We start from the raw sequence: 19181 nt of genomic DNA, 5'->3' as shown, positions 1-19181 counted from the left end.
CACCTGACCAGGGTCGGGCAACTCCTGCCCTGGAGCGACCGGCCGACCGCTCCTAGCGTCGGAGGGGTCCGGCACCATCGGGGTGCCGGTCCAGCAGCAGGGAGAGACATGCAGACCTGGTTCATCACCGGCACCTCCTCCGGCTTCGGCCGTTCGCTCACCGAGCAGCTGCTCCGCCGAGGCGACCGGGTGGCGGCCACGCTACGCCGGCCGGCGGCGCTGGACGACCTCCGCGCCGAGCACGGCGACCGGCTCTGGGTGGCCAGGCTCGACGTCACGGACGCGGCCGAGGTCCGCCGGGTGATCGACGCCGCGGTGGCGGAGCTGGGGACGCTCGACGTGGTGGTCAACAACGCCGGTTACGGACTGTTCTGCTCGGTGGAGGAGGCCAGCGACGAGCAGGTGCGGCGGGTGGTCGACACCAACCTGGTCGGCTCCATGCAGGTGATCCGGGCGGTGTTGCCGCACCTGCGGGCCCAGGGCCGTGGGCACATCCTCCAGGTCTCCACCGCCGGCGGGCAGACCACCTACCCCAACTTCAGCTACTACCACGCCTCGAAGTGGGGCATCGAGGGCTTCTGCCAGACCGTGGCCGCCGAGGTGGCCCCGTTCGGGATCGCGGTCACGATCGTCGAGCCGGGCGCCACCGCGACCGGCTTCGGCGACGGGCTCGATACCGCCCCACCGATGCCGGAGTACGAGGCGACCCCAGCCGGAGAGGTCCGCCGGGCGCTCGCCTCGAATGCCTTCCCGCTGCCCAACGACCCCGAGAAGATCGTCCGCGCGATGCTCGACGTGGTCGAGCGCGAGCACCCGCCGCTGCGGCTGCCCCTGGGCGTCGACACCGCCGACCACGTCCGTGCCGCCCTGCAGGCCCGGCTGGCCGAGCACGATGCGGAGCGCGCGACGGCCCTGTGGGTGGCGATCCACCCGGGAGGTCCGGAGGACGATCAGCCGACCGCTGCCGCTCGGTAGGCGCTCGGCGCGACGCCGACCGCCCGCCGGAACGTCTTGGAGAAGTGCGAGGCGTCGACGAACCCGCAGCGCACGGCCACCTGGCCCACCGGCAGCCCGGTCTCGCGCAGGAGCCGCCGGGCCTGCTCCAGACGCAGCGCGAGCAGGTACTCATGCGGGGTGCGCCCGGTGTGGCGGCGGAACAGGCGCAACAGGTGGTAGCGGCTCAACCCCACCTGCTCGGCCAGGGTGGCCAGCGAGACGGGCTGGGCCAGCGAGGCGTGCAGCACCTCGACCGCCCGGCGGACGCGGGGCTCGTCCGGCGGCGGCGGGTCGGGGGTGGGTGAACCGCCGTGGACGGTGAGCAGGTGCACCGCCACGAGCTCGGCCACCGCCGCGGCGTAGAGGTCGGGGGCGCCCTCGCGGGCGGCCGTCCAGGCGCCGTGCACCACCTGCCGGAGCACCGCGTCGTCGAATCGCAGGGCGTCCGCGGCGGGACGCCGCCGCCCGCCGAGCTCGGCCCCCACCCGCTCGAGGACCGTCCCGGGCAGCAGCAGCCGGAGCTGGGCGATGTGGCCGCCTCCGCCGGGCCGCCAGGAGAGGTGGCTGGGCTTGCCCGGCGGGGTGGTCGACAGCGAGCCGGGGCCGAGCCGGGCGCTCACCCTGCCCCGGCCGTCCCGGCTCAGCACCACCCGCTCGCCGCCGGTCTGGAGGTCGACCAGCTGGTCGGTGATCGGGTCCAGCCGTACGTCGGGCACCGACGACGGGAGGGTCTGCCGCAGCAGCCGCAGCGAGGTCCAGCCGGCGTCCGCGCTGTCGAACGAGCGCTGCGCGTAGCGGTCCGGTCCAGGAGCCTCCACGCCGCCAGCCTAGGTCGCCGCCCTGAGTGGATCCCTGATCAGACGCCGGGCTCGGCCAGCGCCAGCGGCTCCTCGGCCGGCGGGGCGGACGGCCCCCGCCGCCAGACGCCGGTGCCGCCCTGCTGGTGGGGCAGCGGCCCGGTCTCGGGGCGGTGGTTGATCCCCAGCGCGTCGAGCCGGGCGACGTGGCCGGCCAGCCGCTGGCCGAACTCCTCGAAGGAGCGCCCGGCGGGGTCGGACCAGGCGACCTCGGCGTGCGCGCAGGCCCGCGGCCACAGCAGGTACTCCGCCCGACGCAGGTCGGGCACGTACTCGGTCCACAGCTGGCACTGGGTGCCGAGCACCCGGGCGGCGCTGTCGGCGTCCAGGTCGGCCAGCGGGTCGAAGGCGTAGGCCTCGGCGGTGGTGGTGAGCCCGAAGATGCAGCGCCGCTCCTCGGGGAGCTCTGAGGGGTAGTAGTCGAAGTAGGTGGCGGTCACCGGGGCCATCACCACGTCCAACCCGGCCCGGGCCGCGGCCACGCCCTTCTCCGGGCCGCGCCAGGCCATCGCCACCGCGCCCGCCAGCGGACCCTCGTCGCAGATCTCGTCCCAGCCCACCAGCCGGCGTCCCCGCTCGGCCAGCCAGTCGCGCAGCTGCTCGGTGAACCAGCGCTGCAGGTGCCCGGCGTCGGGCAGCCCGCGCTGCTCGGCCAGCGCCGCGCTGTCGGGGCTGGCCAGCCACCGGGTGCGGGGGGCCTCGTCGCCGCCGACGTGGACGAAGGTCGAGGGGAAGACGTCCAGCACCTCGGTGAAGACGTCGAGGACGAAGGCCAGCGAGGCGTCGTCGGTGCTGATGACGTAGTCGGAGATGCCCGGGGCGCTGCGCACCCGGTCCACCGCGTGACCGGGCACGGCCAGCTCGGGGTAGGCGGTCAGCGCGGCCTCGACGTGCCCGGGGAACTCGATCTCGGGGACGACGGTGATCCCGCGCTCGGCGGCGAAGGCCACCAGCGAGCGCAGCTGGTCCTGGGTGTACCAGCCGCCGTGCGGGGTGCCGTCGACCGGGCCGTCGGGGCCCACCATCGACTCCGGACGGGTGCCGCCCACGGTGTGCAGCCGCGGGTGGGCGCGGCACTCGAAGCGCCAGCCCTGGTCGTCGGTCAGGTGCAGGTGCAGCACGTTGTACTTGTGCAGCGACAGCTGCTCCACCAACGCGTACAGGTCGCGCAGCGGCATGAAGTGGCGGACCACGTCGATCATCACGCCGCGCCAGCCGAACCGGGGGCCGTCCTCGACCCGCAGGCAGGGCAGCTCCCACTCCGTGCGGGTCGCCCCGGCACTGAGCGCCTCCGGCGGCAGCAGCTGGCGCAGGGTCTGGGTGGCCCAGACGGCGGCGGCCGGGTCGGCGCAGGTGAGCGTGACCTGCTCGGGGGTGATCTCGACGACGTGGTGCTCCGCCGGAAGCCCGGGGTCGTGCACCACCCGCAGCGTGGCCGCCTCCGAGCGCTCCAGCGCCAGGCCGGTGCCCGGACCGAGCAGCCGGCGCAGCGGGGCCACCAGCTCGGCCGGTCCGGCGACGGTGGTGGTGGCGTCCAGGCGGTGGGTGCCCGTGGCGGGGGTGAGCGACCGCGGCTTCGGGATGATCACCCGAGCACCGTACTGGCGGTGGTGCGGCGACGAGGCCGATTTCCCACCCGGCGGGTCGTCGCCTACCGTCGCCCGAGGCTCCCGCCGCGGGCGGGCACCGCTGCCCGACGACGAGGAGGCGTGAGGTTGCTGGATCTCGGACCGTGGCTGGACAGCGTCCAGGACCCCCGGGCCGGTCGGCCGCGCTCCCGACCGCGACGCGACGCCGGCGGCCACCCGGGATCCCCAACCGGCACGGTGACGCTGCAGCAGGCCGTCGACCGGGCCGGACTCCTGCTGGGCCGCGGACGCCGTCTGCTCGGCATCGCCGGCGCCCCCGGGGCGGGCAAGAGCGTGCTCGCCGAGGCCCTGGTCGCCGCCCTCGGGCCGCGGGCGGTGCTGGTGGCGATGGACGGCTTCCACCTCGACGACCGGGTGCTCCGCGCCCACGGCAGCTGGGAGCGCAAGGGCGCACCCGAGACCTTCGACGCCGACGGCTACCTGGCCCTGCTGCAGCGGCTGCGGACCGCCGACCGTCCCGTCTACGCCCCGCTCTTCGACCGCGGCAGTGAGCAGTCGGTGGCCGGGGCGATCGAGGTCGGCCCCGAGATCGAGCTGGTGGTCACCGAGGGCAACTACCTGCTGCTCGACCGCGAGCCCTGGTCGCAGGTCGCCGGGCTGCTCGACGAGTGCTGGTTCCTGGCCCCGCCCGAGGACGTCCGCACCGCCCGGCTGGTCGAGCGGCACCGCCGCCACGGCCGCAGCGAGGACGGGGCCCGCGACCGGGCGTCGGGGCCGGACCAGCGCAACGCCGAGCTGGTGCTGCCCACCGCCGCCCGGGCCGACTGGCGGCTGGCCGTCGCCGACCTCGGCGCGGCCACCGGCCCCGGCTGAGGGGCCCGGGACCGGGCCGTCGCCTCAGGCCGCGTCGAGGGCGGCCAGCTGCTCCTCGTCGAGGTGCACCTCCACCGCGCCGAGGGCCTCCTCCAGCTGCTCGACCGAGCTCGCCCCGATCACCGGGAGCATGGCCGCCCGCAGCACCGGCAGCTGGTCCTCCGGGGTGCTGGACGACCCGGCGGCGAGCGCGAGCCGCCGCCGCGGCCCGGCCAGGTGCCAGGCCAGCACGACCTGGTTGGCGGTGGCGCCCAGGTCGTGGGCGATGCGGTGCACCAGCCGCAGCCGGTCGTGGCTGCCGGGGTGGTCGTAGGGGTCGCGGAAGTCCATCCACGGCCGGACCAGCTGGCCCGCCTGCTGCGGGGAGTAGCTGACGATCGTCAGCCCGGGGTGCTCGGCGGCGTAGTCGATGCCGTCCTGGTCGACCACCGTGCTGGTGTCGACCCCGGGGGCCGGCCAGTAGGCCGAGTGCTGCTGCTGCCAGACGCCGAACGCCGGCCGCCCGTGGTCGGCGCTGTGCCGGCGGGCCACCGCGAGCCGCCAGGTCGTCGTGTTCGACAGGCCGGGGACGGTCACCAGACCCTCCTCGACGAGGGCGGAGAAGGTGTCGGCGATCTCGGTGACGTCGCGGGTGCGGTCGTCGACGTGGCCGTAGTAGACGCCGACCCGGTCCAGCCCGAGCCGCTCGAGGCTGCCGGTCAGCTCGCGCCGCACCACCTCCGGGGCCAGGCCCTCGTAGTTGGTGGGGGCGGTGGTCGACAGCGGCTGGTCGGGCCGGACCTTGCCGGCGCCGCACTTGGTGGCGACGACGACCTGGTCGGCCACCCCGCGGCGGGCGATCCAGGCGCCGAGGGTGCGCTCGCTGAGACCCGCGGTGGCCGGGTCGTCGCCCCACGAGCCGTAGTTGTTGGAGGTGTCGAAGAAGCGGCCACCCGCCTCGAAGAACCGGTCGAGGATCGCGAAGGAGGTCGCCTCGTCCTCTCGGACGCCGAGGAGCATGACGCCGAGGCAGAGCTCGCTGACCTCGAGCTCGGTGGTGCCGCTGTGCAGCTTCCGTGTGTGCATGTGGGCGATGCTAGGAAGAGAGTGGCCCGGGCACCCGGGCCAATCCGAGACGGAAAGAGCAGACCGATGAGCACCATCGTGGTCGGCGGCGTGCTGCTGCCGACCGACCCGGGCGAGCGGTCGTCCTCGCGCCGGCTCGCCACCGCGCTGCGCCGCGGCATCCAGGACGGGCTGCTCCCCGACGGGTCGGTGCTGCCGCCGAGCCGGGCGCTGGCCGCCGAGCTGGGCTGCTCGCGCTGGCTGGTCACCGAGGTGTACGGCCAGCTGGTCGCCGAGGGCTACCTGGTCGCGACCGTCGGCTCGGGCACCCGCGTCCGCACACCGGCCCCGGCCGCGACCGGGGCGAGGCAGGGCGGGCCCGTGCGCACCCCCGGCCGGCCGCGGTTCGACCTCTCGCCGGGGGTGGCCGACCTGCGGGCCTTCCCCCGGACGCAGTGGGCCGCCGCCTACCGGCGCGCGGTGCTCGAGCTGCCGACCGACAGCCTGGCCGGGCAGACGCTCAGCGACAGCATCCCCGCCCGGACCGTCATCACCGGCTACCTCGAGCGCACCCGGCAGGTGCGCGAGACGCCGGCGCAGCTGGTGATGACCACGGGGGCCTCGGCGGCGGTCGGCTGGCTGGCCCGGCTGCTGGCCACGCTCGGGCACCGCACCGTGGCCGTGGAGGACCCCTCCTGGCCGGGGCTGCGGGAGGCGGCGGCCCGCAACGGTCTGCGACCGGTCCCGGTGGGCGTCGACGAGGAGGGGTTGCGGGTGGAGGAGCTGTCGGGCCGGCGGCTGCGCGGCACCCGGGCGGTGATCGCCACCCCCGCCCACCAGTTCCCGGTCGGGGTGGCCCTGTCGCCGGAGCGCCGGCGGGCGCTGGTGGAGTGGGCCGAGCGGGTCGACGGCGTGGTGGTCGAGGACGACTACGACGCGGAGTTCCGTTACGACCGGCGACCGGTCTCCAGCCTGCAGGGGATGGCGCCGGACCGGGTGGTGCTGGTCGGCTCGCTGTCGAAGTCGCTGGGGCCGGTGGTGGCGCTGGGCTGGGCCGTCGTGCCGCAGTGGCTGCTGGGGCGGATGCTCCTCGACGACCTGGCCCGCAGCGTCTGGCCGGGGCCGTTCACCATCGAGGCCTTCGCCGGTCTGGTCGACGGCGGGGCCTACGAACGCCACCTGCGGACGTCCCGGCTGCGGCTGCGCCGGCGCCGCGCCGCGCTGCTCGAGGCCGTCGCCGAGCTGCTGCCGGGGTGCGTGCCCGGAGGTGTGGCCGCCGGGATGCACGTCCCGCTGACGCTGCCCGCGGGCACCGACGCCGCCGCGGTGGTGGCCCGGGCGCGCGAGTCCGGGGTGGGGGTGGCCGACCTGGCGCGCTACCGCGTCCGGCCGGCCTCCGGGGCCGGGCTGGTGCTCGGCTTCGGCAACCTCCGCGACGGCCGGGAGCGGGAGGCCGTGGCCCGCCTCGCCGGGGCGCTGCGCGGCTGAGCCGCGACCGTCGCGCCCTCCCCGGCGCTGCTGGTAGGGTGGTCTGCTGGTCGACCCGTCGACCACGTCCCCGCCGCGATCCCGCGGCCGGGGCACGCATTCGCCCTCCTGCCACGGGGACGTCCCGTGGCCGCCGAGACCAGAGGAGGTGGAGTTCGCGATGCGCAAGTACGAGGTGATGGTCATCATCGACCCCGACACCGACGACCGCCAGGTGAGCCCGCTGCTGGAGCAGTACACCAAGGTGATCACCGACGCCGGTGGTTCGATCGAGAACGTGGACGTGTGGGGCAAGCGCCGCCTCGCCTACGAGATCCAGAAGAAGACCGAGGGCATCTACGCCGTCATCAACCTGACCGCGACCCCCGAGGCCGTGCAGGAGATGGACCGGCTCTTCGGCATCAACGAGCAGGTCATGCGCACCAAGGTGCTGCGTCCCGACGCGCACTGAGGTCGGCGGCTCCCGGTCCCCGGGAGCTGTCCACAGCCACCGGGTCGAGGCCTCGAAAGCCGTCGGACCCGCGTGGCACAGTGATCGCAGACACGACGTCCAGGCCTCCTGAGGCCCTCGAACAACGGAGCGAACATGGCTGGCGAAACCGTCATCACCCTGGTCGGCAACCTGACCGCCGACCCCGAGCTGCGGTTCACCCCGTCCGGAGCGGCGGTGGCCAACTTCACGGTGGCCTCGACCCCTCGCACCTTCGACCGCCAGAGCGGTGAGTGGAAGGACGGCGACGCCATGTTCCTCAACTGCGCGGTCTGGCGACAGGCGGCCGAGAACGTGGCCGAGTCCCTGCAGAAGGGGATGCGGGTCATCGTCCAGGGCCGGCTGAAGTCGCGCAGCTACGAGACCCGCGAGGGTGAGCGTCGCACCGTGTTCGAGGTGGACGTCGACGAGATCGGCCCGGCGCTGCGCTACGCCACGGCCAAGGTCACCCGCACCAGCTCGGGCGGTGGCCAGGGCGGTGGCGGCGGCTTCGGCGGTGGCAGCGGCGGCTACGGCGGTGGCGGCGGCAACGGCGGCGGCCAGGACTCCTGGTCCGGCGGCGGCAACCGCGGCGGCGGCCAGCCCCAGCAGGATCCCTGGGCCCAGGCCCAGAGCGACGAGCCCCCGTTCTGATCGATCTGCGAGCACCGACCCGCTCGAAGGCCGAGGCGACTCGGTCCGGCAACTGAACACACACACCGCCCCCGCCCGTCGGGGAGCGACAGGCACATTCCGGCTCCGGCCGGGCTCAGATGAAGGAGCACCACAATGGCCCCACGTGGCAAGCCGCCCGTGAAGAAGGGGAAGGGCGGCGCACCGGCCAAGACCGTGCGCATCGCCCACGTCGACTACAAGGACACCGCCCAGCTGCGGAAGTTCATCTCCGAGCGCGGCAAGATCCGCGCCCGCCGGGTGACCGGGCTGTCGGTGCAGGACCAGCGCAAGGTCGCCATCGCGATCAAGAACGCGCGCGAGATGGCCCTGCTGCCCTACGCCTCCACGGCGCGCTGAGAAGGAGGACCACGATGAAGCTCATCCTCACGCGCGAGGTCAGCAACCTCGGCAACCCCGGCGACGTCGTCGAGGTGAAGGACGGCTACGGCCGCAACTACCTGCTGCCGCAGGGCCACGCCATCAAGTGGACCCGCGGCGCCGAGAAGCAGATCGCCGACATCAAGCGGGTGCGTGACGCCCGTGAGATCCGCGGTCTGGAGCACGCCCAGGAGGTGCGCGACCAGATCGAGCAGCTCTCGGTGCAGCTCTCGGTCCGGGTGCACGACTCCGGCCGGCTGTTCGGTGCCGTGACCGCGGCCGATGTCGCCACCGCCATCAAGAAGGCCGGCGGCCCCTCGGTCGACAAGCGCAGCGTCGAGATCGCCAAGCCGATCAAGCAGACCGGCAAGCACACCGTCGGCGTCAAGCTGCACGACGGCGTCACCGCCCACCTCCCCGTGGAGGTCGTCGGCGCCGCCTGAGCGCACGCCGCACCACGCACCACACCGCAGGCCCGTCGGACCCGTTCCGGCGGGCTTGCGGCGTCCCCGGGAGGCGCCGGCGCGTGGCAGGGTGTCCGGGTGCCGATCCCCGACTTCATCCTCGAGCTGCGCGCGATGGTGGGCCACCACCCGCTCTGGCTGCCCGGCGTCACGGGGGTGGTGCTCGACGACGGCGGCCGGGTGCTGCTCGGCCGGCGGGCCGACACCGGCGAGTGGGCGGTGCCGGCCGGCATCCTCGAGCCGGGGGAGCAGCCGGTGGACGGGCTGCTGCGCGAGATCACCGAGGAGACCGGCGTCACCGCCGAGGTGGAGCGGCTGGTCAGCGTGCACAGCGACGACGTGGTGCACTACCCCAACGGCGACGTCTGCCGCTTCCTCAGCCTGGTCTTCCGCTGCCGCCACGTCGCCGGCGAGCCCCGGGTGGCCGACGACGAGTCGCTGGAGGTCGGCTGGTTCGCAGTGGACGCGCTGCCGCCGATGACCCCGCGCTACCGCAGCCGGATCGACGCCGCGCTCGACCCGCCGGCCCAGCCCTGGCTCTGAGCGCTCAGAGCGCGTCGGCGCCGAGCCGCATCCACCGCTCGCCGCGCGCCCGCAGACCCAGCGTGACGGCCCGGGCCAGCATCCACACGCACATCGCCCCCCACAGCCACACCAGCCCGGCGTCGGTCCAGCCGACCAGCACCGCCAGCGGCACGTAGACCACGGTGGTGACCATGCTGGCGACCGCGAGGTAGCGGGCGTCGCCGGCGCCGATGAGGACGCCGTCGAGGACGAACACCAGACCGCTCACCGGGGTGATCAGCGCGACCACCACGAGCACCCGCAGCACCTGCTGCTGGACCGCCTCGTCGGGGGAGAACAGCGGCACGTACAGCGGGCTGGCCGCCCACACCACGAAGCCGAACACCACCCCCGCCAGCATCCCCCAGCCGACCATCCGACGGGTGAGGCTGCGCACCAGAGTGCCCTCTCCGGCGCCGAGGTACCGCCCGATGATCGCCTGGGCGGCGATCGCGATGGCGTCCAGGGCGAAGGCCAGCAGCGACCACAGGCTTTGCACCACCTGCTGGGAGGCGAGCACGACCGCGCCCATCCCGGTGGCGACCGCGGTGGTGGTGAGGGCGGTGACCTGCATGGACGCCGTCCGCAGCACCAGCCAGACCCCGGTCCGGGCCGCGGCCAGCACGCCGGCCGGGTGCCAGCGCCACCGCACCCCCTCGGCCCGGGCCCCGCGCAGCACCACCCGGGCCAGCACCACCGCGCCGGTGGTCTGGGCCAGCACGGTGCCCAGCGCGGCGCCGCGGATCCCCAGCCCGAGGCCGTAGACCAGGGTGACGTTGAGGACGATGTTGGTCAGGTTGATCCCGATCGCCACGATCAGCGGGGTGCGGGTGTCCTGCAGCCCGCGCAGCACCCCGGTCGCGGCCAGCACCACCAGCACCGACGGCAGCGCCACCGCCACCACCTGCAGGTAGGCCACGGCCTCGGCCGCCACCGCCGGGTCGGGACGGTACAGCCCGACCAGCGGCTCGGCCGCCAGCCCGACCGCCAGCGCTGCCAGCACCCCGATCCCCACCCCGAGGGTGATGCCGTCTAGACCGCCGGCCAGCGCGCCGGCCCGGTCGCCGGCACCGAGCCGCCGCGCCACCGTCGCCGTCGTGCCGTAGGCGAGGAAGATCGAGAGCCCGACGACCACGCTGAACACGCTCATCGCCACCCCGAGGCCGGCCAGCGAGGTGGTGCTGACGTGGCCGATCACCGCGCTGTCGACGATGAGCAGCATCGGCTCGGAGACCAGCGTGGCGAAGGTGGGGACGGCGAGGGCGAAGATCTCCTTGTCCAGCGCGCGCCGGTCCGGCTGCTGCGGGGCGGGGGAGGTCACCGGTCGAGGGTAGTGCCCGCCGGCACCGGTCGGCCCGGTTCGCCCCGGGCCGATCGGGTAGTCGAGCAGGTCCGAGGACGCCCCGAGCGAGGAGGACCGACCGTGACCGAGCAGCAGCAGCCGGACGACCCGCGCGCCACCGACCAGCCGGACGACCTGCCCGGCGCGACCGCCGCACCGCAGGAGGACGACGCGGTGGTCGAGGACGAGTACGCCGAGGGCAGCACCACCGACCCCGACGGCGCCGAGCGCGACGCCCCCGCCGGGGAGGACTACGCCGGCAGCGGGTTCTGAGCGGGCGTCTGGCGCCCGTCGCCGTGGCGTAGCCTCGCCGCTCGTGCGCGCCCTCAGCTACACCCGACCCGGCGGCCCCTTGGAGCTGGGTGAGGTGCCCGACCCGGTCTGCCCGCCTGACGGGGTGGTGGTCCGGGTCCGGGCCACCGGTGTCTGCCGCTCGGACTGGCACGCCTGGCAGGGGCACGACCCGGTGCCGCTGCCGATGGTGCCCGGCCACGAGTTCGCCGGCACTGTCGTCGAGGTCGGCCCGCAGGTCAGCGGCTGGTCGACCGGGGACCGTGTCACCGCGCCCTTCGTCCAGGGCTGCGGACGCTGCCGCTGGTGCGCCGACGGCGACGCCCAGGTCTGCCCCGACCAGGTCCAGCCCGGCTTCACCCAGCCGGGCTCCTTCGCCGAGCTGGTCACGGTGCGCGCCGCCGCGCTCAACCTCGTCGCCCTGCCCGACGCGGTCGACGACGTGTCCGCCGCCGCGCTGGGCTGCCGGCTGGCGACCGCCTACCGCGCGCTCACCGAGCACGGCCGGCTGCGGCCCGGCCAGTGGCTCGCCGTGCACGGCTGCGGCGGGGTGGGCCTGTCGGCGGTGCTGGTCGGGCGCGCGCTGGGCGCCCGGGTGGTCGGCGTGGACGTCTCCCCGGCCGCCCGCCAGCGGGCCGCCGAGCTCGGCGCCACCGTGCTGGCGCCGGGGGAGGGCGTGGCGCTGCTCGACCTCACCGACGGCGGCGCCCACGTCGCGGTGGACGCCGTGGGGTCTGCCGGGACGCTGGAGGCCTCGGTGCGCTCGCTGCGCCGCCGCGGCCGGCACGTCCAGATCGGGCTGCTGCTGGGGGAGCGGGCGGCCCCGCCGGTGCCGATGGACCTGGTGGTGGCGCACGAGCTGTCGCTGCTCGGCTCCCACGGGATGGCCGCCGCCGGCTACCCGGAGCTGCTGGCGCTGGTGGCGGAGGGGTCGCTGCGACCGGCCGAGCTGGTGGGCCGGGTGGTCGGGCTGGACGAGGCGGCCGACGCCCTGGCCGCGATGAGCGGGCCGACGACCGCGGCGGGGACCACCGTCGTCCGGCTCGGCTGAGCCGGGCCGCCCGCGCTGCTCACCCCAGACGCCGTTCTCCCCAGGGTTGTCCACAGCCCTGGGGAGAACGACACCCGTGTAGTTCGCCGGTCAGGCCTTGGTGTCCGCCCCCACCGGGCCCGGGACGTCCTCCCGTCCGGGCACCTCGGGCTTGGCCGGCGGCCGCGCCGGCAGCTGGACCGCCAGTGCGAGGGCCACCACGGCGAGCCCGGCGGCCACCACGAAGGCCAGCTGGATGCCGCCCATCCGGGCGTCCAGCTCGGCCAGCCCGGACCCGGCCAGCCCGGTCGCACGCGCCGACATCACCGTCACCAGCAGGGCCGCGCCCGCCGCCCCCGCGACCTGCTGCAGCGTGCCCACCCAGGCCGAGCCGTGGGAGTAGGTCTGCGGCGACAGGCTGTTCAGCCCCGAGGTCATGGTCGGGGTGAAGGTCAGGCCGAGGGCGAAGGACAACCCGGTGTAGAGCAGCACCAGCAGCCAGATCGGGGTGTCGAGACCGGACCGGCTGAACAGGAACAGCGTCGTCGACAGGACCAGCACCCCGGGCACCACCAGCACCCGCGGGCCGACCCGGTCGTACAGCCGTCCGACCAGCGGACCCATCACGCCCATCAGCACCCCGCCGGGCAGCACCAGCAGGCCGGACTGGGCGGGGGTGAGCCCGCGCAGCTCCTGCAGGTAGAGCGGCAGCAGCACGATGACCCCGAACAGGCTGCCGAAGCTGACCATCATCACCCCGAGCGCGATGGCGAAGGTGCGGTTGCGCCAGGTGCGCAGGTCGAGCAGCGGCCGGTCGACCTTCTGCAGGGCGCGCTGGCGCAGCAGGAACGCCACGATGGCCACCACCCCGATGCCCAGCGGGACGAGCAGGTTGCCGAGGTGGCCGCCGGCCTCGCCGAGCTGGGTGAGGGCGTAGACCAGACCGCCGAAGCCGAGCGCCGACAGCGGCACCGACACCACGTCGACCGGGGCGCGGCGCGGTTCGCCGAAGTTCTTCAGCCGCAGCGCGCCGGCGACGAGCATGGCCGCGCCGATCGGCAGCATCAGCCCGAACACCGCCCGCCAGGAGAAGTGCTCGAGGATGAAGCCGGAGACGGTGGGGCCGAGCGCCGGGGCGACCGAGATGACGATCGAGACGTTGCCCATCACCCGTCCGCGCCGCTCCAGCGGCACCAGCGTGAGGATGGTCGTCATCAGCAGCGGCATCATCACCGCGGTGCCGCTGGCCTGCACCACCCGGCCGAGCAGCAGCACCGGGAAGGTGGGGGCGGTGAGGCAGAGCAGGGTGCCGAGGTTGAACAGCCCGAGGGAGAGGAAGAACACCGTCCGGGTGCGCAGCCGCTGCAGGATGAACCCGCTCAGCGGGATCACCGTGGCCATGGTCAGCAGGAAGGCCGTCAGCAGCCACTGGGCGGTGGTGGCCTCGACCCCCATCGCCTCGCGGATCGGTGGGATGGCCACCGACATGGTGGTCTCGTTGAGGATGAGCACGAACGCCGACAGCAGCAGGATCGGGATGATCCCGCGGGTGTCCTGCCGGGTGCCCTGCGCCGGGGTCTGGGCCGGTGCGGAGTCGTGCATGGGCGTGTCCTTCCGTTCGGATCCGCTGAGGCAGACCCGTGGGAGCTGGGAAACTCGTCGTCGAGCGGGATCCCGCCGCGAGAACCGCTGGCGGACGGCCTCGAGGCTAGTCGAGTCAAGCAGGGGTGTCAGACACTTATTCCCCCGCTCCGGACGGGATGCGAGCCGACTTGCCCCGACGGGCGGCGAGGGCATAGGGATCTGCCATGTCCGCAGCCCCCGCCCCCGCCGCGACCGCCCCGCTGCTCGTCCGCGGCCTCCGGCGGGTGGGCCTGCCCGGGTGGCCTGACGACGCGGCCCCGCTCGACGTGCGGCTGGCCGGCGGCCGGGTGGTCGAGGTCGGTCCGCGTCTGCCCGCCCGCGGAGAGGCGGTGCTCGACGCCGGCGGCGCCTGGGCCGTCCCGGGCCTGTGGGACCACCACGTCCACCTGGGTCAGTGGGGCTCCACCTTCCGTCGACTCGACACGGCCAGCAGCGAGCAGCCCGCCGACGTGCTCGCGCTGGTCGCCGCCCGGGTGGCCCGGCTGGCCGCCGAGGGCGCGTCCCCGACCGAGGTGGTCACCGGCTACGGCCACCGCACCGGGTCGTGGTGGCAGCTGCCCCGGGTCGCCGACCTCGACGCCGTCAGCGGCGACCACCCGGTGGTGCTGGTCAGCGGCGACGTGCACAGCGGCTGGCTCAACACCGCCGCGCTGCGGATGCTGGGGCTGCCGCCGCGGGAGCACCCGGTGGAGGAGCGGGAGTGGTTCGAGCTGCAGCCGCGGCTGCTGGAGCTGCCCGGCGCGGCCGAGGAGTGGGAACGCGGGATCGTCCAGGCCGCCGCGGCCGCGACCGCCCGCGGGGTGGTGGGCGTCACCGACCTCGAGTTCGCCCCGAACCACCGGGTCTGGCCCGCCCGGCTGGCCGACGGGCTGCGGCTGCGGGTCCGCGCCGGGGTCTACCCGGGGCTGCTGGAGGAGGTGGTCGCCGCGGGGCTGCGCACCGGGCAGGTGCTCGACCCCGGGCACGACCCGGACGGGCTGATCACCATGGGGCCGCTGAAGATCATCTCCGACGGCTCGCTCAACACCCGCACCGCCTGGTGCTGCCAGCCCTACGCCGTCACCTCCGCCGAGCTCGTCGAGCAGGTCGGCCCGACCGGCAGCGAGCACCACGGCGGGCCCAACTACTCCGCCGACGAGCTGGAGCGGCTGCTGAGCACGGCCCGCGGAGCCGGGCTGGAGGTGGCCGTGCACGCCATCGGTGACGCCGCCGTGCAGGCGGCGGTGGCCTGCTTCGAGCGGACCGGGGCGGTCGGCAGCATCGAGCACGCCCAGCTGGTCCGGGTCGAGGACGTGGCCGCGATGGCCCGGCTCGGGCTGGTGGCCAGCGTGCAGCCGGCGCACCTGTGGGACGACCGCGACGTCACCGAGCTGAACTGGCCCGGCCGCTCCGACCGCTGCTTCATGTTCCGGGCGATGCTGGACGCCGGGGTGGAGCTGCGGCTGGGCTCCGACGCCCCGGTCTCCCCACTCGACCCCTGGCGCTCGATGGCCGCCGCCGTGCACCGCTCGGGTGACGACCGGGCGCCCTGGCACCGGGAGCAGGCGCTCACCGCGGCCGAGGCGCTGGCGGCGTCCACCGACGGCGTGCACGCCCTGACGGTCGGCGCACCGGCCGACCTGGTGCTGCTCGACCGGCACCCGCTGCTCGCCGTCCCGGACTCGGCCGAGGTCGCCGCGCACCTGCAGGCGGTGCGGGTGCACGCGACGGTGGTCGCCGGCGCCCTGGCCGGCTGAAACGGGCTGTCCGCTCAGCGCACCCGCTCGCCCCGGGCGGCGGCCTCGGCGACGCCGAGCACGCGCCGGACCCGGGTCTCCTCCCGGCGCGCCTCGGCCAGCCAGGACAGGGCCACCTTGCGGGCCGAGGGCGGGAAGGCGTCCCAGTGCTCCCGGGCCCCCGGTCGCGCCGCCAGCGCGGCCGCCAGGTCGTCGGGGAGGACGAGCCGCTCCGCGTCGTCGTAGAGCGTCCAGGCGCCGTTCTCCCGGGCGAGGTCGATCGCCCGCTGCCCGGGCGGTTGCATCCGCCCCTCCGCGAGCAGCCGCTCCACCCGGCGCTTGTTCGGCGCCGACCAGCCGCTCCGCGGACGACGCGGGGCGTACCAGAGCCGGGTGCGGTCGGCGTCCACGGTGCCGGCGGTGCTGTCGATCCAGCCCCAGGCCAGCGCCTCGCAGACCGCGTCCTCGTACTCCAGGGCGGGACGTCCGGTGTGCCGGCGCCACTGCACCAGCCAGACGCCCTCGCGGCGCGTGTGGTGCTCGGCCAGCCAGTCGCGCCACTGTGCCAGCGTCTCGGCGTGCACGGAGTTCTCCGCCGTCAGGACCACCTCCGCCATGACCGCACGATAGGGCCGACGCCGGCCCTCCGGCACCCGGAGCCCGGCGGCACCGGGCCGGGCCGGCTCACTCCTCGTGCACGCGGGCCCCGCCGCGGCGGGCCAGCAGCGCCCCGATCCGGGCCACCACCAGCAGCGGCACCACGTCGGAGAACCCGGTGGTGGTCAGCGTGGTGACGCTGAGGAAGAGCAGCTCCATCCAGGTGCGCGGCTCCTCCGGGTCGACGCCGGCGGTGAACGCCCCCGCCCTTCGCCAGCGTGTCGAGTCGTCTGACGTCCAAGACGTCGGTGCGGGCGTCGACGCGCGACGTCCTGCCCGGAGCGGGCATGATGTCCTCGTCGTTCACCGCTCGCACCCACCGCCACAGGATGGAGATCCGCCGTGCCCGTCACCTCTTCCGCCGCCGAACCCGCGCCGTCCGACCGCGCCGAGCAGAGATCGGATGACCTGGACGTCGTCTTCGGTGGCTCGCTGGTCGGCGCCGACGCCTACACCACCACCGGCGGAGAGCGGATGCGGGGTCGGGTGCACCGGGTCGAGGGCGGGGAGCAGCAGCAGGCGGCCGGCGGCGTCCGGCTGGGCGGGGGGCGGCAGGGGCTGCGGTTCGAGGCCGCCGACCTCGTCCTCGGCCGTACCAGCGCCACCACCTCCTTCGTGGCCGAGCTCGAGCTGGTGCCGAGCGCCGACGACATCCCCGCCACCGGGGCGGTGCCGCCGGCCACCTGGTTCTCCGCCGGCGGGCACCTGCGGGTCGAGCTGGTCGACGGGCGGCTGCGCTACGGCTTCGACGGCGACGACGAGACCCGCACCTCGCACCTCGCCTCGGTGGCCGCCCCGGAGGTCGGCGTGCCGCACCGGCTGTCGCTGCACCACGTCTTCGCCGGCGACCGCGCCGTGCTGGAGGTCCGGCTCGACGGGGAGACGCTGCCGCCGGTCGTCTCCGCCGCCCCGATGGCCCTGCACCCCGGGCTGGAGAGCACCTTCGGCATCGGCTGCGACGTCCACCCCGAGCGCGGCGGCCACGGGGCGGCCGCGCTCGTCACCCGCGTGCGGGTCCGCGGCGGGGTCCCGCTCGACGACCCCGACCGGTTCCGGCTCCAGCCGGCCACCGGCGACGCACCCGAGGAGCCCGAGCCGTTCTGGGTGACCGACCCCGTGCCGGCCCCGCCGGCAGGTCTCCTCCCTGGGCCGCACCTGGCCCTCGACCCGGACGACGAGCCGGGGGAGGTGCTGGCCAAGGCCGCCCTGCTGCGTCCCAGCCCGACCCAGCTCGCCTGGCAGGAGCTCGGGCTCACCGCCTTCCTGCACGTGGGGATGAACACCTTCTACGACCAGGAGTGGGGCCACGGCACCGAGGACCCGGCCCGCTTCGCCCCGACCGGCGAGCTCGACGTCGACGGCTGGGTGCGCACCCTGCGCGACACCGGGCACCGGCTGGCGGTGCTCGTCGTCAAGCACCACGACGGCTTCCTGCTCTACCCCTCCCGCTACACCCGCCACACCGTCGCCGCCGCCGGCTGGCGCGACGGCGCCGGCGACGTGGTCGCGGAGTTCACCGCAGCCTGCCGCCGCTACGGGATGCGGGTCGGGTTCTACCTGTCCCCGGCCGACTCGCACCAGGAGCGGGAGGGGGTGTTCGGCAACGGCAGCCCCCGCTCCGAGCGGACCATCCCGACGCTGGTCGAGGGCGACGACCGCGCCGGCGCCGACCTGCCCGTCCTCGGCTACCCCGCCACCGACTACGGCGCCTACTTCCTCAACACGCTGTACGAGGTGCTGACCGGCTACGGCCGCGTCGACGAGGTCTGGTTCGACGGCGCGCAGGGCCACACCGAGCACGAGGAGCACTACGACTACCCGGCCTTCTACGACCTCATCGGACGCCTGCAGCCCGGGGCGGTGATCGCCGTCGGCGGCCGCGACGTGCGCTGGGTCGGCAACGAGGCGGGGCTGGCCCGCCAGGACGAGTGGGCGCCGGTGCCGGTGGTCGACGCCGGCGACGGCGGCAAGCTCGAGCTGGCCGGCCGGGCCGCCTTCGAGGACGTCGGCTCGCGCGTCCACCTGGTCCGGGCGGCCGGGGAGGACGCCACCGCGCTGCACTGGTGGCCCACCGAGTCCGACATGAAGCTCACCCCGGGCTGGTTCGCCCACCCCGACGACGTGCCGCTCAGCGGCCCGCAGCTGCTCGAGCACCACGAGGCGACGGTGGGGCGCGGCTCGGTGATGCTGCTCAACACCCCGCCGACGACCACCGGCGCGCTGGCCCCGGCCTCGGTCCGGGCGCTGGAGGACTTCGCCGCCGAGCGCCGCCGCGCCTTCACCCTCGACCACGCCCTCGGCCTGCCGGTGGCCGTCCCCGGCGGCACCACCGACCGGGTCACCGACGACAGCGCCCGCAGCAGCTGGGCCAGCCGCACCGCCGAGCCGGGAGCGGTCGAGATCGACCTCGGACGGGTCCGCCGGGTCGACCGGGTCGTGCTGGCCGAGGGGGTGGGCGAGCACGGGCAGGTCGTCGAGCGCCACGTCGTGGAGGCCGAGCTCGACGGCGGCTGGACCGAGGTCGCGGCCGCCGGGACGATCGGCGTCCACCGGGTGCACCGGCTGCCCGCCCCCGTGCACGCCCGCCGGTTCCGGGTGCGGGTCGAGCGGGCCCGGGCCGCCTGGTCGCTGGCCCGGCTCGGGCTGTACGAGCAGCTGGCCGACGACCCGGGCCGGCCGACCGAGGTGCACCTGGACTGCGCCGCCCCGGTGGCCGGCGACGGGTCGCCTGGGCGTCCGTTCCGCTCGCTGGAGCAGCTGCGCGACGTCGAGCTCGCCCCCGGCGCGACCCTGCACGTGGCGGCCTCGGACGGCGAGGACTCCGACACCCCGTTCTGGGGCTACGGGACGCCAGAGGCCCCGGTCACCGTCGTGGTCGACGCCCCGTCCGGACCGCTGTTCGGCACGCGCACCGTCGAGGAGGTGTTCGCCCCCCTCGCCGAGCAGGGCTGGGTCGTCACCCGCCGCTGACGGCCCGGCGTCGGCCCCTTCTTCCCGCGGTTCGAGGTATTCGCGCGTGCTCGGGGCATGGCGGATTCAAGGGGTGTGCGCAACAGTGAGTAGTTCGTTGAGTTTCTCAGCCGGGGTGGCGTAGTCCAAGACCTT

The 19181-nt window shown here is 75.2% G+C and carries 18 protein-coding genes and 1 pseudogene; 12 read left to right on the top strand and 7 right to left on the bottom strand.

What is annotated here, in order from left to right; translation table 11 throughout:
- Positions 1 to 108: 108 nt before the first annotated feature.
- Positions 109 to 975, top strand: a complete 867-nt coding sequence (locus tag DT076_RS14070; RefSeq protein ID WP_114127337.1) for an SDR family oxidoreductase — start codon at positions 109 to 111, stop codon at positions 973 to 975.
- Here DT076_RS14070 and DT076_RS14065 read toward each other — a convergent pair.
- The gene (locus tag DT076_RS14065; RefSeq protein ID WP_114127336.1) at positions 951 to 1814 is read right to left on the bottom strand and encodes a helix-turn-helix domain-containing protein; all 864 of its coding nucleotides are present in this window, start codon (positions 1812 to 1814) and stop codon (positions 951 to 953) included. The genes DT076_RS14070 and DT076_RS14065 overlap by 25 nt on opposite strands.
- A gap of 38 nt (positions 1815 to 1852) precedes the next feature.
- Positions 1853 to 3442 (bottom strand): beta-N-acetylhexosaminidase, encoded by a 1590-nt coding sequence (locus tag DT076_RS14060; protein ID WP_158548148.1) that lies wholly within the window; start codon positions 3440 to 3442, stop codon positions 1853 to 1855.
- Positions 3443 to 3679: 237 nt separating this feature from the next.
- On the opposite strand from DT076_RS14060, the gene DT076_RS14055 reads away from it, so the two are divergent.
- Positions 3680 to 4315, top strand: a complete 636-nt coding sequence (locus tag DT076_RS14055; RefSeq protein ID WP_114127334.1) for a nucleoside/nucleotide kinase family protein — start codon at positions 3680 to 3682, stop codon at positions 4313 to 4315.
- Between the two features lie 24 nt (positions 4316 to 4339).
- On the opposite strand, the gene DT076_RS14050 is transcribed toward DT076_RS14055, so the two are convergent.
- Positions 4340 to 5380 carry an aldo/keto reductase gene (locus tag DT076_RS14050; RefSeq protein ID WP_114127333.1) on the bottom strand — a complete coding sequence of 347 codons (1041 nt, stop codon included), beginning with the start codon at positions 5378 to 5380 and terminating at the stop codon, positions 4340 to 4342.
- Between the two features lie 66 nt (positions 5381 to 5446).
- Between DT076_RS14050 and pdxR the strand changes: the two genes are divergently transcribed.
- The 6 genes from pdxR to DT076_RS14020 all read left to right on the top strand — a co-directional run bounded on the left by pdxR (position 5447) and on the right by DT076_RS14020 (position 9376).
- Positions 5447 to 6847 (top strand): MocR-like pyridoxine biosynthesis transcription factor PdxR, encoded by a 1401-nt coding sequence (pdxR, locus tag DT076_RS14045; protein WP_114127332.1) that lies wholly within the window; start codon positions 5447 to 5449, stop codon positions 6845 to 6847.
- Between the two features lie 160 nt (positions 6848 to 7007).
- A complete protein-coding gene (gene rpsF, locus DT076_RS14040) occupies positions 7008 to 7298 on the top strand; it encodes a 30S ribosomal protein S6 (RefSeq protein WP_114127459.1) in 291 nt (96 codons plus the stop codon).
- A gap of 135 nt (positions 7299 to 7433) precedes the next feature.
- Positions 7434 to 7970, top strand: coding sequence for a single-stranded DNA-binding protein (locus DT076_RS14035; protein WP_114127331.1), 537 nt, complete (start codon positions 7434 to 7436; stop codon positions 7968 to 7970).
- A 135-nt stretch (positions 7971 to 8105) separates the two neighbouring features.
- Positions 8106 to 8348: a 30S ribosomal protein S18 gene (gene rpsR / locus DT076_RS14030; protein WP_114127330.1), complete on the top strand. Its 243-nt coding sequence runs from the start codon at positions 8106 to 8108 to the stop codon at positions 8346 to 8348.
- 14 nt (positions 8349 to 8362) lie between these two features.
- Positions 8363 to 8812: a 50S ribosomal protein L9 gene (gene rplI / locus DT076_RS14025; protein ID WP_114127329.1), complete on the top strand. Its 450-nt coding sequence runs from the start codon at positions 8363 to 8365 to the stop codon at positions 8810 to 8812.
- A gap of 135 nt (positions 8813 to 8947) precedes the next feature.
- Positions 8948 to 9376 (top strand): NUDIX hydrolase, encoded by a 429-nt coding sequence (locus DT076_RS14020; protein ID WP_407642735.1) that lies wholly within the window; start codon positions 8948 to 8950, stop codon positions 9374 to 9376.
- A gap of 4 nt (positions 9377 to 9380) precedes the next feature.
- Here DT076_RS14020 and DT076_RS14015 read toward each other — a convergent pair whose 3' ends face one another.
- Positions 9381 to 10718: an MATE family efflux transporter gene (locus DT076_RS14015; RefSeq protein WP_114127327.1), complete on the bottom strand. Its 1338-nt coding sequence runs from the start codon at positions 10716 to 10718 to the stop codon at positions 9381 to 9383.
- 102 nt (positions 10719 to 10820) lie between these two features.
- Between DT076_RS14015 and DT076_RS14010 the strand changes: the two genes are divergently transcribed.
- Positions 10821 to 11012: a hypothetical protein gene (locus DT076_RS14010; protein WP_114127326.1), complete on the top strand. Its 192-nt coding sequence runs from the start codon at positions 10821 to 10823 to the stop codon at positions 11010 to 11012.
- A gap of 43 nt (positions 11013 to 11055) precedes the next feature.
- Complete coding sequence (locus DT076_RS14005; protein ID WP_114127325.1) at positions 11056 to 12081, top strand: alcohol dehydrogenase catalytic domain-containing protein; 1026 nt, start codon at positions 11056 to 11058, stop codon at positions 12079 to 12081.
- A 90-nt stretch (positions 12082 to 12171) separates the two neighbouring features.
- On the opposite strand, the gene DT076_RS14000 is transcribed toward DT076_RS14005, so the two are convergent.
- Positions 12172 to 13662: an MDR family MFS transporter gene (locus tag DT076_RS14000; protein WP_114127324.1), complete on the bottom strand. Its 1491-nt coding sequence runs from the start codon at positions 13660 to 13662 to the stop codon at positions 12172 to 12174.
- A gap of 206 nt (positions 13663 to 13868) precedes the next feature.
- Here DT076_RS14000 and DT076_RS13995 point away from each other — a divergent pair, with 206 nt between their 5' ends.
- On the top strand, positions 13869 to 15440 hold the full coding sequence (locus DT076_RS13995) for an amidohydrolase (RefSeq protein WP_114127323.1): 1572 nt from the start codon (positions 13869 to 13871) through the stop codon (positions 15438 to 15440).
- 14 nt (positions 15441 to 15454) lie between these two features.
- Here the strand turns inward: DT076_RS13995 and DT076_RS13990 are convergent, their stop codons facing one another.
- Both DT076_RS13990 and DT076_RS13985 read right to left on the bottom strand, forming a co-directional pair.
- The gene (locus tag DT076_RS13990; protein WP_114127322.1) at positions 15455 to 16036 is read right to left on the bottom strand and encodes a YdeI/OmpD-associated family protein; all 582 of its coding nucleotides are present in this window, start codon (positions 16034 to 16036) and stop codon (positions 15455 to 15457) included.
- Between the two features lie 67 nt (positions 16037 to 16103).
- A pseudogene (locus DT076_RS13985) lies at positions 16104 to 16238 on the bottom strand (ion channel); the annotation flags it as partial.
- Positions 16239 to 16418: 180 nt separating this feature from the next.
- Between DT076_RS13985 and DT076_RS13980 the strand changes: the two are divergent.
- Positions 16419 to 19046, top strand: a complete 2628-nt coding sequence (locus DT076_RS13980; RefSeq protein WP_114127320.1) for an alpha-L-fucosidase — start codon at positions 16419 to 16421, stop codon at positions 19044 to 19046.
- Positions 19047 to 19181 lie beyond the last annotated feature (135 nt).

It is taken from the genome of Desertihabitans brevis (assembly GCF_003327535.1).
GTDB lineage: Bacteria > Actinomycetota > Actinomycetes > Propionibacteriales > Propionibacteriaceae > Desertihabitans > Desertihabitans brevis.
Note: the sequence above shows the minus strand (reverse complement) of the source record. Positions and strands in the feature narration are given on the sequence as shown.